At 41.5% G+C, this 15927-nt stretch carries 8 protein-coding genes; 2 read left to right on the top strand and 6 right to left on the bottom strand.

Annotated features, from left to right (window positions below):
- The 4 genes from HWQ58_RS13380 to serA form a co-directional block, all read right to left on the bottom strand.
- Entirely contained in the window at window positions 1-4641 is a 4641-nt protein-coding gene (locus HWQ58_RS13380) for a DUF4157 domain-containing protein (protein ID WP_292862904.1), read from the bottom strand.
- A gap of 621 nt (window positions 4642-5262) precedes the next feature.
- A complete protein-coding gene (locus HWQ58_RS13375) occupies window positions 5263-6540 on the bottom strand; it encodes a hypothetical protein (protein ID WP_292862901.1) in 1278 nt (425 codons plus the stop codon).
- A gap of 123 nt (window positions 6541-6663) precedes the next feature.
- The gene (gene prmA, locus HWQ58_RS13370; protein WP_292862898.1) at window positions 6664-7584 is read right to left on the bottom strand and encodes a 50S ribosomal protein L11 methyltransferase; all 921 of its coding nucleotides are present in this window, start codon (window positions 7582-7584) and stop codon (window positions 6664-6666) included.
- Between the two features lie 177 nt (window positions 7585-7761).
- Window positions 7762-9342, bottom strand: coding sequence for a phosphoglycerate dehydrogenase (gene serA / locus HWQ58_RS13365; protein ID WP_292862895.1), 1581 nt, complete (start codon window positions 9340-9342; stop codon window positions 7762-7764).
- An 804-nt stretch (window positions 9343-10146) separates the two neighbouring features.
- Here serA and HWQ58_RS13360 point away from each other — a divergent pair.
- Window positions 10147-10929 (top strand): Uma2 family endonuclease, encoded by a 783-nt coding sequence (locus tag HWQ58_RS13360; RefSeq protein WP_292862892.1) that lies wholly within the window; start codon window positions 10147-10149, stop codon window positions 10927-10929.
- 417 nt (window positions 10930-11346) lie between these two features.
- Here HWQ58_RS13360 and HWQ58_RS13355 read toward each other — a convergent pair whose 3' ends face one another.
- Together HWQ58_RS13355 and HWQ58_RS13350 are read right to left on the bottom strand one after the other, a co-directional pair.
- The gene (locus HWQ58_RS13355) at window positions 11347-12201 is read right to left on the bottom strand and encodes a bifunctional class I SAM-dependent methyltransferase/HIT family protein (RefSeq protein WP_292862889.1); all 855 of its coding nucleotides are present in this window, start codon (window positions 12199-12201) and stop codon (window positions 11347-11349) included.
- 79 nt (window positions 12202-12280) lie between these two features.
- On the bottom strand, window positions 12281-13024 hold the full coding sequence (locus HWQ58_RS13350) for a Uma2 family endonuclease (RefSeq protein WP_292862886.1): 744 nt from the start codon (window positions 13022-13024) through the stop codon (window positions 12281-12283).
- 247 nt (window positions 13025-13271) lie between these two features.
- On the opposite strand from HWQ58_RS13350, the gene HWQ58_RS13345 reads away from it, so the two are divergent.
- A partial coding sequence (locus HWQ58_RS13345; RefSeq protein ID WP_292862883.1) for a HEAT repeat domain-containing protein occupies window positions 13272-15927 on the top strand: 2656 nt, incomplete at its 3' end.

Genomic DNA, 15927 nt, shown 5'->3' with positions numbered 1-15927 from the left:
TTATTGCCGCCAAGGTATCTCTCTTCCGGTAACTTTTACGTTGATAGCTCTAAGCGCGTCTGCAACTTCAGTTGTTACACCTTTCTCACCGAAATCAAAAAGAATTTTTGGTATATTACCATCCGGAAGAGGGTTGGCTTGAGCGGCACGCAAATTCATTTGTGCCTGTTTCTCTAATTCTGTAAATTTTCTACTTTCTTTCCCAAACAGTTCATAGTTCTTAACATTGACCCATGTTCCATCAGGACGTATTTGATCAATCTCAATCTTTTTACCTTCAAATTTTTTATAGGCACCAATTTCTGTACCAGGCGGTGCTGTTTTTGCCTGTTCAAACTCACTTCTAGCACCTTTAAGATTATTGTTAAAGCCGTCAATACGCTCTCCAGTAGCCTCTAATGTCCCTTGTTCCATCTTTGTCATCGGACCTTTTAAATCATTGTCAATCGTCTTAACAATTCGTTCTACTCCTTTTATATCAGGTGTTGTCTCTAACCAACTCTTGATCTCCTGTTTTAAATTTTCGGCTTCTTGACGTAGCCTTGGTAGTTCGGAAACCCCTTCTCCATAAGGCTTGGCAACTTCAGGTGGCTTATTAGCTATTTTGTAGTCTTCTAACAAACCCTTTTCTAAATCGTCGCCACCTCGTTTTTTTGCAGCATCAAGGTAACGTTCAAAAGCATCAATTTTTTTGGGATTGGTTGCATCGCCCACTATGGCATTATACTTTTGGTCAAATAATTTAATGGCATCCGGATGTTTAAGGTTGGCGCGTTCCCCCATAAATTTATTGAGCTTTTTGAGAGCATCTTCAGTAACTTCTACAGCATTTTCTGTACCTTGCGTAACTTGCTGAATTGAACCTTCAGCAATTAATACCCAAGGATTAATTAAACCTTCTAGTCGGAAGCGACCGTTTGCAACCCGAATGCGGAATGCCTTAAACCGCATTCTATCCAACAGCGCTTTACCCAAATCGCCGAGTTTCTTAAACTGTTTACCAACTCCCGTATCAGCAATACCCTTGAAGAGAACCTTACCTTTCTTGATGACATATTTAACACCATTAATGACTGCACGAGAAGCTTTTCTAGCAACGTTAGCTGTACCTTTCGCTACTGCTTTGACACCTTTAGTAGCAGCTTTTCCAACCTCGAAAGTTAACAACATAATGAGTTCAATGGCTCCGGCTGCTAATGCTTTCGCCAAACTCTTACCGCCAGCTTGAATATTTCCTTCCCAAGATTTAGAGAGATAATCGCTCAAATATCCGCCGATTCTTGCTATGGCTTCGGCGGCAAACACTACAGTCAAAATCTCCATAATTATTGGTAGTGCTGCCAAAATTGCACCACCAGAAGCAACGATCGCAGCTATAATGACGGCAGCTGCTGCGATCAATGCACCAAGTAAAATCGGCCAGTTTTTAGAGAACCACTGCTTAATTCCTTGCTTCATCAACTCCCATTTAATTCCGGCTCGCTGTTTTGGCGTTAGTCCATCATCGGGAATCTCTTGTTGTTCTTGTCCTCCTGCTTGCTTTTCTCCAGTCGCTTCAGAGACAATTGCATCCATTGAGCGGCTTTCTTCCTGAGACTCTGCAAGCATCACCTCGCCTTCACCATTGCTTTGCTGCATTAGTTCTTCAGCAATTTCTGGAGAAAGCTCCATATTGTCTTCAACTGCATCCACCCCAACATTTTCCTCACTCCAAGGTGCACTAGGCATTTCTCCAGCTTCACCAGTTTCTGGGGTATTTTCACCTCCCATACCAGGGATACTCACCCCAGCTTGTTGGGCTTGGGCAAGTTCTTCTGGTGCCAGGGGTTTATCTAAGTCAAGTTCACCGCCTCCCATCAGTTCTTCTAAAGCTGCTGTCTCAAACTGAGCAGGCATTGCTTTAGCACCTTCAATTAAATTGCCGAATCGTTTGATTAATTCGCCAAATTCACCCGTGATAATCAAACCAATCACGGTTAAAGCGGCGTTATAAAGACCTTGGACTAATCCTAGCAATTTATCTAATGTTGTTGCTAAGAAATCCAGAACAGTAGAAACAGCTTTCTGCAAAAAGTCAGCTACGCTATTAACTATTTCTGTAGCTTTATTAACTGCTTTGTCAATTGCATCGGTGAATTTTTTAGATATTTCGGGGAAGGCTGCAAAAACTATTTTCACTAGTACTTTGAGAATTTCTCCAAAGGCTTTAATCAGTCCAACTATTACGGTGCGAACTAGATCAATTATAGTCGTTACAACTTTTTTAACAGCATCAAAAATAGCTTTAACTACTTTGCGGAAAGCGTCATAGATAAAGTTAATCGCCTTTTTAAGTCCATCAATAATTGCCTTGCCCAAATCTTTGAAGAAACCTATGACTTTACCAAAGCCTTTTCTTTCAGATTTCTCTTTCTCTGCCTTTTCTCTTTCCTTCGCCTCTTCCTCTTGAGCTTTTTTCTTTTCTGCTTCTGCTTTCTGTTCTGCTTCTGTTAGTTTTTGGTCAGCTTCCTGCTCACCTTTAGCTTTTTCATCGTCTATTTTCTGCTGCTGTTCCTTAGTTGCTTTTCCGGCTTTATCTTGATAATCTTTTTCTGTATTATCTAATTCAGCTTGCCAATCTTGCCTTGCTTGGGCAACTTCTTGTTGAGTTTGTTTTTGTTGCTCTAATTGTTTTTGTTTAGCTTCTTGATTGAGCAGGGTAATTTTTTGATTTGAATCTTCTCTAGCATTGCCTGAGTCGGCATCAAACTGCTGCTTTCCTGTGAGATATTTCTGTTGTTCTGGAGCAATCTTTGCTTGATAATATGGAGTCAAACTTTGATTTAAACCGCCAACAATTTCACTTGGAATTGTGGGGATTTCACCACCTTTGCCAGAAGCGGGCGAAACTTTAGAGAATTCTTTATTTGCTTTGAGGGTTTCATTGCTGGCTTTAGGAAAGATATTATTTTCACCGAAATCTCGACTAATGCTACTAGCAGCCTGACCCTTAGCTGCTTGCACCTGCTGAAGGGATTGCGCTTGCTCCCCATTCATTTGTGATGGGTCAGCTTCCCCAGTCATATTTACTTTCGGACGCTCTCCTGCATTAGTGCTAATTGCGTTAATGTCAAGATTTTCGCTAGATTTTTCAGGACTTGAACTAGGTTTTGATGAAGCGATCGCAGATGATAAACTGCCTACATGACTAGATTTTGACCCTATACTATCGGCTACAGAATTTGATGGCGCTTGTGCTGAAGCTGACTCTGCCGATTTTGCGGTTGCTGGTGCTGAATTATTTGGCGCTACATTAGCCGTTTGAGGTGATAAGCCGGTGGGCGCTGGGATTTCTGGTATAGTTGCTTGCAGTTGTTGCCTTTGATTCTCTAAAGCTTGGGCAGAAGCGGTTTCGGCTTGCGTGTAGGTGGCTAAAGCTTGGGTAGGCGGTGTATTTTTTAGCTGTTCGAGAATTTGACCGGGGTCTTTTGCGCTCAAAGGATCTGCTTGTTGAGCAACCGCCTGACTAGCTTGTCGCTCAGATCCCATAGACTGATTTGCCTTTGTGTCCCCACCTACACTTGGTTGCTGGTTTATCCGTTCAGCTTGCGGTTGATTTTGAGGCTGGGGTTCGTTTTTGTTTTCTTTGACTTGATTGGAATCTAGATTACCATTAGCCTGTTTGGCTTGCGGCTGCTCTTTCTCTGCGATATTAGAAGATTGTTGTGCATCTTGTTCTTGTGCAACGTTGTCTGCCGAAGCTTTTTGGTCTGGTTTTGGCAGCTGTTTAAACGATTCTTTATTTGAGCGAACTGCTGAAGTTTTATCAGATATTTCCTGTTCCCTAGATTCTTTCTCTGACTCTGGCTCAAGTCGCCGACGCACTTGGGAATTTTGCTGCTTTGCTCCTGTCTGCTGTACAACATGAGTCAATTCGTGAGCAGTTAACTCATCCTTCGCCGGATTTTTTCCTGCACTATAGTAAATATCACTACCATGAGTGAACGCCTGAGCGCCCAAATCGCGGTTCATCTGGACTGCTGTGCTGTCAGTATGCACCCGCACTTGGCTAAAATCGTTGCCAAATCGCGGTTCCATAAAGCTTCGCACTTCATCCGCTAAAGGGCTACCCCCTCCCTTGGTATTTGTCAGCTGACTTTCCAGATTATTATCAACTTCAAAGCCACCGTCGTTTACTAGCGGTTGCAGCAATGGCTGCATTTGCAATTCTTCTTCTTTTTCGCGGGCTATATATTTGGGCTGTAATACATCTTGTGCTATGGATTCATCAATACCTGCTGGTGGCTCTGGCACAGCCACACGCATTACCCTGTGCGCCATCGAATCCGCTTCTTGTTCATCAGGATCTGTTGGTGAACTGATGCTAATTCTTGCTTGTGAACGCAACGACATTCGGCTCATATCGTGACTCAAAGGCGCTTTTTGGCGAGTTTCTAATTCTGACAATTGCTCGCTTGCAGGCTGTTCTTCTTTGAGGCTGATTGATTCTTGAGTCGCCGTTTTGGACACAGCAGGTTGTAAACCAAAGCCGCGTATTGGGTTCGCCAGCGTCGGAATATTAGGTAAGATCAACGACGGATTGCTAAAACTTGATGTCGTTGCTCTCTTTTGGGGCATCATGCGATCGCTGATCTTACCCAATGCTTCCTCCAAATGGTTTATCGTGTGAAGCTGTTATGCCAAACTGGCTGTTAAGTCAATATACTACCTTGATCATAAGCAGTACTATCAACTTAAGTCTAAATTTTTGATTGGCATTAGCGGCAATAGCAGGAAAACTCTGGGCGCTAGTGAAGGTGCTATCGATGAAAAGGTTAAAAGCGTAGACGCTTCCTAGGCTTGTCGTCAGACATCGCATCTCTTAAACTAACTGAATAAGTCACGGATTTGAAAGACGATGTTTAAACACAAGCAGCTACTCAAAGAGTAGCCACTCTTTGGGCGTCTATAGGTTTGCGTGCATCGAGAGAATGAGTATTACAGCAATTTTCACCAGCCCCGCTGGGGCGGGTGTAGGGGTATAGGGGTGTGGGGTGTAGGGGAAAGAGTTAGCACCTTACTCTACTAGTGGGTAAGAAGCCCCGCCGCTTGCGGCGATTGTATTGGTCGGGGCATAAATCCCCGACCAATACTGTGACCCCCTTACACCCTTACACCCTTACACCCCTACACCCCTAGTTAAATGCATGGGATACAGACTATTTTAGCGACACAATATATTGTGCCCCTACGTGTATAGCCTATTCAATTGAATTATTGAGTTTAATTGTTTGATATCACCCGATTATTGTTGTCGTTTTCAAGTTCTCTCAATAGAGAATCAAAATCGTTGCTGTTTCCACCTTTAGTAAATAAAGACCTAATTTTAGCAATAATTGAATCTATATCTCTATATAACAAGCTACTTAAGTTTTTCACAAAGTTTATTATTTTCTCAAAGACAGCGAGTTCTATAGTAGAATATTCATTTTGATATGGATATACAACTTTGCCTTTTTCTGTCTCATAGTACTCTTGTTCAGGCATTAGCATCGATCTAAGCGGTCGATCTTGTTTTGCCTTATCTGGTTCGATTCGCTTCTGGCTAAGGAATAAAACATCGTAAACTTTTCCGTTCCAGACAGCCCAGTAATGATTTTGGAAAAACCACCGTTTGCCATCATCACAATTGGGGTCTTGTCCTCGATATGGGGTTTTTCCACCTTCGCTCAGGAAAGGTTTAGGAAGACTTTCAATCGCTATTTTTTTGATGCCAAAATACTCTTCTGCTACTTTTTTAAAAGTGCGTACTAATGTTTGGGAATCTCCTTCAGGAGAGCCTTTTAAAAGAGTTTCATGACTCTTGCTTACCATTGTGTATTTAAATTGTATATTCTCAAAGTTTTTGAAAAGTTGTTCCAAAATTTTCTCTTCTGGTAATGTTTCTTCTATCCCATTTACTAGTGTTTTCGCTAGTGCGTATTCTTGTAAAAATTTTTGTTTTCTATCGGCTGAGTTATCTGCTGCTAATATTTTTTCAGTCTTGGCTGTTAGTTTTGGCTGCTGTGTATCCTGGTTTTGCAAAGTCGGTGTATTCATTTGATTAACTACAGAAGCAGCTACCCTATCCGCCTCTTGCTCATATTTATCTCCTGGTTGACTGACAGTGAGTTTTGGCTGTATTAGCGGTTCCGAAAAGGGTTGAATTTGTGGCAATGACACATTCTCAGGACGTTTGATCGCCATTTTGTCAAAGTTATGACCAAACTGAGATGAGTGTTCTTTAGTTTGCAGCAACGACTCATTCATCTTTGTCTGCAATACAGTGAGTCGTTCTTGTCCCTGTGGCGTTATGATGCCATACTTCGCCTGAATTTTGAGTTTCGTTGCCTCAAATTGATCCTGTTGAAATTTTTGATTCTCTACTTTTGCCTGCACAAGAGGCTTTTTGATAGAGTGCAGCTGAGAGTAGCCAGTTAACGGATGCGAGCGCAACTGACTTTGCTCTGAGGAATAAGCGGATGAGTCAGCTTTTTTGTGGATTTGTAGCCGTTCTTTCATCGCTAGTTTCAAAAGTCAATAGTGGGTAATCTATATATTATGTCACTGAAATATCCCCGACAACTTTTACGAAGACGGGGATATCATTGTTTACGAATGATTTAGGATTATTTTTCTACTGGGTTAAGAACGCCGTACATTTAAGCAACACCATTCTTTGCGTTTCCACAGGGTAGCGACAACCCAACCATTTTCTTCTAAAGCGTCAGCAACAGCTTTAGATTGTTCCAGTAAAATTCCACTGAAGATTGCCCAAGTTTCAGGTTTAGCGATCGCACTCATTTCTGGAATCAATTCAATAATCACATGAGCCAAAATATTGCAGACAATACCATCTACTGGGCTTTCAATTAGTTTTGTCAAAACGTCTACACTTCCCTGTGCAGGTAGTAAACGTTCTGGGCTAATGTCGTTCAGCGCACCATTACTGATAGTTGATTGCACCGCCAAAGGGTCAGTATCCACTGCATAGACTTTCTCGGCTCCCAATAGCAGCGCCCCAATAGAAAGGATACCAGAACCACAGCCAATATCCGCAATTACCAGATGCTCATGTTTGCCACTATTACCCACAAAGGACTGAGGAACTCCACTTAGCCGCATTTCCAGGGATTCCAAACATAGCTGAGTAGTGGCATGGTTGCCCGTACCAAATGCTACACCAGGGTCAAGGCGAATGACTAACCGTTCGGTTGTTTTTGGTAATGGTAGCCAAGCGGGGTTAATTAGGAAGCGATCGCCTATTTCTTGTGGATGCCAATATTGTTTCCAGCTAGTCGCCCAATCTTCCTCATCAATTAATTGCCATTGCAAGGAAGGAGATGAAATTCCTACACAGAGAGCATCTTGACGCAGCCATAGCGACAGCGCTGCCAAATCTAGTAGCTGCGTTTGAATTGTCGGCAGATAAGCCCTTACTAAAGATGAATTTCCTTTATTTTCACTAGCTGTACCACGACAGCCAAAATCTTCCAGTCGCCAAAAGATCGAATCTTCTAAGTCTGGCTCACATAAAATATTTAGTTCCCACCAGGTGTTTGCCATTTTTGAGTGCTGAGTGATGAGTGCTGTTAGCGGAAGCGGGGCGTTTAGCCCGTGCTGAGTTTGAGGGAGTTAGGAGTTAGAAGTTAGGAGTTAAGAGTTTTCCTTTTTAACTTTTAACTTCTCACTACTCACTCCTAACTTTTCTTCACTCAGCACTGGTTACTCAGCACTCAGCACTCATAGTGTTACTGTATACGCGTCCCGAATACCAGGGACTTTTATAATCTCATTCAAAATGCCCTCTGGTAAAGGGTCATCAATGCTCAGAGCCATTACCGCATCACCACGGACGATTTTACGACCTACTTGCATACTGGCAATATTCACATTAAAACTGCCGAGTAGGGAACCAAGTTTGCCGATAATCCCTGGCATATCGCGGTGCAGGGTAAACAACATATATTTGCTGGGTGGGACGTTAATTGGGAAACCGTCAACGTCGGTGAGGTGAATTTCTCGCTCACCCAACAAAGCACCTGTAACAGAATGAGTACCTAAAGTACCCGTGGCTTCTAGATGCAGTGTGCCGGCATAATCTCGAATGGAAGCATCGCGGGTTTCAATCACCCGAATCCCGCGCTCTTTAGCTTCTATGTTGGCATTTACGTAATTTACTCGTTCCCGCAAAGCTTGGTAAAGTAGTCCTTTGAGGGCAGCGACGATTAAAGGCTGACTTTTGTTGGTTGCGAGTTCTCCTTGCAGTCGAATATTGAGTACTTCTACCCTTCCACCAGCTAGTTGTCCCACTAGATTACCTAGAGTTTCTGCTAGTTGCATATAGGGTTTGAGTTCTTCCAACACATCGGGGCCGAGTCCGGGAATGTTGACGGCTGAACGTGCTGGTAGTCCTAAAAGGACATCGCGAATTTGTTCGGCAACATCAATGGCCACATTCACTTGAGCTTCTGCGGTAGAGGCTCCCAAGTGGGGAGTGAGGATGATTTCTTTACCTAGCGATCGCAATTCAGATTCACCCAGTGGTTCAGACTCGAACACATCCAAGGCTGCACCGCCGATTTTACCCGCTTTCAAAGCTACTGCTAAAGCTACTTCATCAATGATCCCACCACGAGCGCAGTTGATAATCCGCGCTGTGGGTTTCATTTTTGCCAAGGTTGTGGCATTGATTAAGTGGGTAGTTTCTGGGGTTTTCGGGATATGTAGGGTGATATAGTCTGCTTGCTGGAAGAGTAAATCTAACTCCACCAACTGACAGCCAATTTGTTCGGCTCGTTCTGTAGAAATAAAAGGGTCATAAGCTAGGAGTTTCATCCCCATTGTCCTAGCTACAGCGGCAACATGGGAGCCAATTTTACCCAAACCGACAACGCCGAGAGTTTTTTTGTAGACTTCCGCACCAACAAAACTATTGCGATCCCACGCACCGCGTTTCACCGAAGCGTTAGCATCGGGAATGTGGCGAGATAAAGCCAAAATCATCGCTAGCGCGTGTTCGGCGGCGGCAATTGTATTTCCCTCTGGAGAATTGACTACCACAATTCCCCGGCGTGTGGCAGCAGGAACATCCACATTATCCACACCCACACCAGCACGACCGATGATTTTTAGCTGGGTGCCGGCTTCAATGATTTCTTGAGTGACGCGCGTACCAGAGCGAATCATCAGCGCGTCATACTCACCAATAATTGCGATCAGTTCCGCTGGTTTTAGACCTAGTTTGACATCAACGGTAGCAACTTGCGAAAGAATGTCAATTCCAGCTTGGTCAATCGAATCAGAGACAAGAACCTTAGACATGATTACTTCATTTAAAGCTACAGGTTTTGCTGCACAAGACTTTTTAGTTTAGTCTTTATCTGTCGCAATTCAGCAAAAATTATTCGTTTGAATATCAACTTAACCTTTACTTACACTACGTGCTGATAGTATCGAAGCGTGAATTGCTCCCGATGGGCACTGCTTTCTAAGTTTTTCAACATAAGTTAGCTGTTTGCACCACCCTGTCGCTAAATATAAAGCATTAATAGCACTAAGCACCGATATATTTATTAATAGTTAAGAGTTACCAAAATTTTATCGCCTGAAGCAACTTACTTGGTGGGGTATAAACGCTTGTATGCTTGACTGGGCTGCAACTTTAGCTGAGGCAATGCTATACACAACCAGGAAACGAGCTAGTAACTAATATATCTGTCGAATCTTGTCTGTTTGTCAATACCACAAGTGGTATCCCTTAGTCAAAGCATAACATTGGCTCGTCAAGATCATCGGATTGTGACAGTTAGAATTTAGGCATCAAATAAATTTTATTGCTCATGATTCCGGCAGATTTAAGATTGTTTAGTAGTTAAAAACTATCAATTAGTGTCAGTAGAGTACTTAATATACAATAGTAAACTAGTAATTTGTCAAGCTAATTTCGAGAGTTTGTAGTAAGCACTTTAGTGCTTAAAAAACCAGAACTAAAGTCCTGAGTACGAACTCGTTCACGCCTCGCGATCGATGAGGCAGACTACTAATGACATTGCAAGGGGAGAAATCGCTATAATTCTGTTGAGCTAAATAGAGCCAAATATCCTTTGAGTTTTGGGAAAACCAGCCATGTTAGAGTACAACTTGCCAAAGTACTTGCCCTCAGCCGAGGAACTACCAGACTCTGATGAAACGCCTGTGGATAATGAACTGCAAGAATTGATACCAGGCTTGTTAAAGGCGATCTTGCTGATACTTTGGTCAGAACGCATGGACTGGTTGTTTGCGATAGATATGGGTATTTATTATCACCCTGATAAACCGCCAATTGTGCCAGATGGGTTTTTGAGCTTAGGAGTAGAGCGGTTTTATGATGAGGAACTGCGTCCCAGTTATGTGCTGTGGGATGAAAATGTTGTACCGATTTTCGTCCTAGAAGTAGTTTCCCAAAACTATCGTAAGGAATACACTACTAAATTGGATGAATATGAGGCTTTAGGTGTACTTTATTACGTGATTTATTCCTCTCGCCGCCGCCGCAAACCGCATCTGGAAGTACATAAGTTAGTTAATGGTAAGTATGAATTGCAAGAGGGAAACCCCGTTTGGCTACCAGAAATTGGATTGGGAATTGGTTGCGAAAGGGGAAATTATTGTGGTGTAACGCGGGAATGGATGTATTGGTATGATGAGCAAGGACAACGGTATCTCACGCCCGCAGAACAAGTAAAACAAGAGACACTACGTGCTCAACAAGAGACACTACGTGCTCAACAAGAAGCACTACGTGCTCAACAAGAAGCACTACGTGCTCAACAAGAATCACAACGCGCTGATGTTGCAGAACAACGGGTTCAACAGTTGGCAAAACAATTAAGAGCGCTCGGAATAGATCCAGATAATCTGACTTAACTGAAATATTTTGCAATATTTTCAACAAAACCTAATTTTTAGGTTTTGTTAGATATATGTATTTTTCATAAATGATTGTTGAAATTTTTACATTTAATCAATTAGATTACACACGCTTGATGCAATTGCGCCCATGTAATACCATTTCACTTTAAGGTTGATACATTTAGGTAAGCACAGGAGCAGAGGAAAAAATATTTATATCTTTCATTTGGTGAAATGGTATAAGTTAGCAGCATATAGCGCTTGATCTACTACTTGCAATAACTCATCAGTGGTTTTTCCAGGATCTGGAAACATAGCCACTCCACCCAAAACTTAAGTTTGAGCAAGTCATGATGTTCCAGTAATTTTCATAGTTACTTCAAAGCGGTAAAGTTACAGCAAAATTATGAATACTGAATTATTACAGAAAAACTATTGCTTTTTAGGAATAACGTTTCTGATTCCACTTTTATTAGAGACAGTATCACCTTTGTAACGAGGGATGATATGAATACTAGTGTGCATAATATTTTGACCTGCGGCTCGATTAATATTCATTCCTATATTAAAGCCATCAGGTTCAAATTCTGCTTTGAGAATTTCTTGTATTTTATTCACCATAAACCAGCAAGCAGATTGCTCTTTAAATGGTAGTTCCAAATAACTGCTAACATGACGTTTGGGAATCACCAAAATATGTCCTTTGCTTATTGGATAGGCATCAAAAACAGCATAAGCAGTTGCTGATTCAGTTAATAAGTTTAGATTTTTCCGAGGATTACAAAATATACAATAATTAGATGAATTCCGCTGATGATTGTAGTGAATATATTCATATACTTCCCGATATTCATCTACACAAATTGAATTAAAAGGAAGTTTGACAATACATTGATATGTTGGCTTTTTATGGACATAATGCTCTCTAAAACCTTCTTTTTTGATATCCCTTCTCACAGCATAATAAGCTTTGCCTCCTGGTTTTAATAAGTGGGATATTTCCATGAGAACATTAGCTTGCCCTTCAGGAAATAAAACATTTAAAACATAAAAGCAAATTATTGTATCGAATTTAGTATCAGGATATTTTGGAAAATAATAAGGGTCATAGCCTGTAATATCACAACCTTTTTGGCGCAATATTTTAACATCATTACCAAAACCACAACCAAAATCTAGTATTTTGCCTTGGAGAAGGTTTTGATTTAATAAAAACTGTGCCGGAAATGATAGATAACTTCTTTCGATCGCAGTAAGATGGCTGAATTGATTTTTTTGCTGTTTCATGGAATTTTTGGTGCTGATGTCCCAAAATTATTATTCCCAGCATTTCTTTAGGTTATGCGATGTCTACGACGGGTTACGCCTACGCATCAGGGTCAATACCTAGCTCACGTAACTTAGCTGCTAATATATCAGCACGCTGGCGTTCTTGTTCAGCACGTTGGCGTTCTTGTTGGGCTTGTTCGCTGCTCCACAACAGCAAATTTCCTTCTGTGTCCCACCAGCGCAGCCAATTCATGGTTTGACATAATCTTTCACCTTGCCAAATTCCGAGAAATAACTCTAACTCAGGAATCCAGTAACGTCCATTCGTGTCTGCTTGCTGCAAGGTATATTGTCCATTATTTTGCAAGCGCCGTAGTTCTATACTTGGTTCGTAGGGGTCGTAGGTTACGTAGGTTGGAACTTGGAGAATCTTTTCGTAATAATAGAGTTTACCATAGGGTGGAGTTGAGCGGACTGATAGTTCTCCACCTTCTGTGTCTGAGAGAAATTCCATCACTACAGCTGTAGCAGCACCTTCTAAATTTGGGGTATAGCTGCGACGAACTACATTTGTTCCTACAGACTGTACTTGAGGGACGTAAAACCAGTCTGGTGCTTTGACAACGATTTTTTTGTTGACTGTGGCTACAAGTCCAAAATTAGAGCCAATCAGCATTTGAGGTTGGATGCGTCCTGTGCTTCCCAAAGCATCGGTAAGCGCAGCAGCAAGAGCAGGTTGTTGAATATTTTCCACTGGATCGTCAGGTAAAATGAAGTCGGCTGGAAGTGCTTCCCAAGTAACAGTTGGTTCTTTTTGGATGGGGTTAACTTGTAGAACCATAAAACTACTCCTAATATCAATGCACAGTTATTAGTTATTTTTAACAAATCTTCAGCCAGTATCGCTTTTAAGTTAGAGGTAAAGAGAATATTTCTGTTAACTATACCTTTGTGCGATCGCAGCATATAAAACCAGATAATCTTAAGTTTTGGATAAGTAGACTCGCACTTCCTAAAAACCCAGAAATCTGGAAATATTTCTCTAGCGAGTGTATATACTCGTAGTCAAGCACTTAGCAGGCGTGAGTATGATAGTTGAGTGGTTCACTCTCTGGATAGGTCAAAAAGCGGTTGGATTTCTTGTCAAAACTATTATCAGCGAAGAGTTTGTCAAGGATTTAGTCAAGGACTACGCTAAAGATTTTTTCAAATATATCTTTAATAATGCTGTAACCGCGCCTTTTAAGCGAGAACCCCTGGAGAAAGCTGTTGTCATGGCTGTAACAGAGTTTTTGCAACTCATGCAGCAGGATTTAGATGATAGTGAACTTGCTGAAGATGAAATTAAGAAGTATGAGCAGCCGTTAAATAAATTTTTGAAGCATCCAGAAGTCAAAGGAATTTTGGGAACTGCTTTTAAAGATGACTCTCAAGCTATAGACATCAAGAAAATAGAAACAATTTGGTATGAACTTAATGCTTCATACCCGTTACCAGATGATTTTAACTGGAAACGGATTGCTAGGAAATATCTGCAAAAGGTTAAAGAGATTATTATAGGAGTTACTGAACTGCGAGAGATTCTAGATTCCCGAAATTTAGACAAAATCCAGAACAACACAACAGAGATAGCCGGGATTATTCCTGATTTTGATTTGGAAATATACCAAGAAGCTATTAAAGAAACCTATAGCAATCTGAATTTAGACAGTTTAGATACGAGTACCTATGATTATCGAGATAAACTCAAAGTTTGGGATATATTCATAGCACAAAATGTCCGCGAAATTCATCAAGTTATTCCCCGAATTCACGAACTTCCGAAAGAAAATCTCCGAAGATTGCGAGAAACTAACGAACTGGAAGCAGAACTTCAGTTAGAAGAATTAGAACGCTACAAACAAGTTTATTTAGAACAACCGAAACGTTCTGTTGTGGATATTGTAAATGAGCAGCAGATTAATAAATATATTGTGATTCTGGGCGACCCTGGTTCCGGGAAATCTACTTTATTAAAATACTTGGCATTAAATTGGGCTAGGAGTCCTCTGAATAATTCTTTTTCTCTACCGATTCCTGTGCTGATTGAGTTACGCACTTATATGCGACGGCGGGAGGATAAAGAGTGTGATAATTTTCTCGAATTTTTTCATAAATGTAGTGGTGCGATTTCTCATCTCAACCAACATCAACTGCACCAACAGCTAAAGATTGGTAAGGCTTTGGTGATGTTCGATGGTTTGGATGAGGTATTTGATCCTGCTCAACGAGAAGATGTAATTACTGATATTCATCGCTTCACTAATGAATATCGTCATGTGCAGATTATTGTCACTTCTCGCGTGATTGGCTACAAACCGCAACGTTTGCGAGATGCTGAGTTTCACCACTTTATATTGCAAGATTTAGAAGCAGAACAAATTCAGGATTTTATTTACCGCTGGCATGAGTTAACTTTTATCGATCCAGCGGATAAAGTTAGAAAACGGGAACGGCTGCAAATCGGGATTGAGACTTCACAATCTATTGCAGAACTAGCAGGAAATCCTCTGTTGTTGACAATGATGGCGATTCTGAATCGGAATCAGGAATTACCAAGAGATAGAGCCGAACTTTATAATCAAGCATCGCGGGTACTATTGCATCAATGGGATGTGGAACGTGCTTTGCAAGAAGATAAGAGGTTAGATCCTAAAACTATTGATTATAAAGATAAGCAAGCAATGTTGCGTCAGGTTGCCTATCACATGCAAACCGGGGATAAAGGTTTGGCTGGCAATTTGATTAGTGTAGATAATTTAGAGAAGATTTTGACTGACTATTTCAAAAGTCTAGAAATCACTCAAGCTAGAGAAGTTGCGCGGGTGATGATTAATCAACTGCGGACTCGCAACTTTATTTTATGTTTCTTGGGTGCAGATTACTATGCCTTTGTGCATCGGACTTTTTTAGAATATTTCTGTGCTTGGGAGTTTGTCTGGCAGTTTGAGAAGGAACGCAGTATTACAATTGAGTATCTCAAAACTGAAGTTTTTGGCAAACACTGGCAAGATGAAACTTGGCATGAGGTACTGCTGTTAATTGCGGGAATGATTGATGTTAAGTTTGTTGGTGAAATTCTTGAGTACTTAATGGTGCAAGATGGCGAAGAGGAAAAGTTTATCAACTTGTTTTTAGGGGCTAAGTGTCTTGCAGAAGTGAGAAATCGCTCGGTGATTGCGTCAGTAGCTAATAAATTACTTGACAAGCTAAAAGACTTAACTAAATATGACCTATGGTACTATTACTCTTTGTTTGATGAAGAAGAAAGTAAGCTAGTTCGGGAAGTTCGCACTCAAGCGGTTGCAACAATCGCCGTAATTTGGAAAGATAACCGTGATATCTTACACTGGCTCAAAGACCGCGCCACTGCTGATAATTCTGGGAATGTGCGACGTGCAGCCATCCAAGCATTAGCCAGCAATTTCCAAGATGACCCGGACACGCGCTCGTTTCTCAAAGACCGCGCCACTGCTGATAATTCTGGGAATGTGCGACGTGCAGCCATCCAAGCATTAGCCAGCAATTTCCAAGATGACCCGGACACGCGCTCGATTCTCAAAGACCGCGCCACTGCTGATAATCAATGGGATGTGCGAGGTGCAGCCATCGAAGCATTAGCCAGCAATTTCCCAGATGACCCGGACACCCGCTCGATTCTCAAAGACCGCGCCACTGCTGATAATCAATGGGATGTGCGAGGTG

The organism is Nostoc sp. LPT (assembly GCF_017115165.1).
Lineage (GTDB): Bacteria > Cyanobacteriota > Cyanobacteriia > Cyanobacteriales > Nostocaceae > Nostoc.
Note: the sequence above shows the minus strand (reverse complement) of the source record. Positions and strands in the feature narration are given on the sequence as shown.

Coding starts and splice junctions, on each gene's coding strand:
- HWQ58_RS13375 (WP_292862901.1), bottom strand. CDS start 6,540: ATGAAAGAACGGCTACAAATCCACAAAAAAGCTGACTCATCCGCTTAT.
- HWQ58_RS13355 (WP_292862889.1), bottom strand. CDS start 12,201: ATGAAACAGCAAAAAAATCAATTCAGCCATCTTACTGCGATCGAAAGA.
- serA (WP_292862895.1), bottom strand. CDS start 9,342: ATGTCTAAGGTTCTTGTCTCTGATTCGATTGACCAAGCTGGAATTGAC.
- prmA (WP_292862898.1), bottom strand. CDS start 7,584: ATGGCAAACACCTGGTGGGAACTAAATATTTTATGTGAGCCAGACTTA.
- HWQ58_RS13360 (WP_292862892.1), top strand. CDS start 10,147: ATGTTAGAGTACAACTTGCCAAAGTACTTGCCCTCAGCCGAGGAACTA.
- HWQ58_RS13350 (WP_292862886.1), bottom strand. CDS start 13,024: ATGGTTCTACAAGTTAACCCCATCCAAAAAGAACCAACTGTTACTTGG.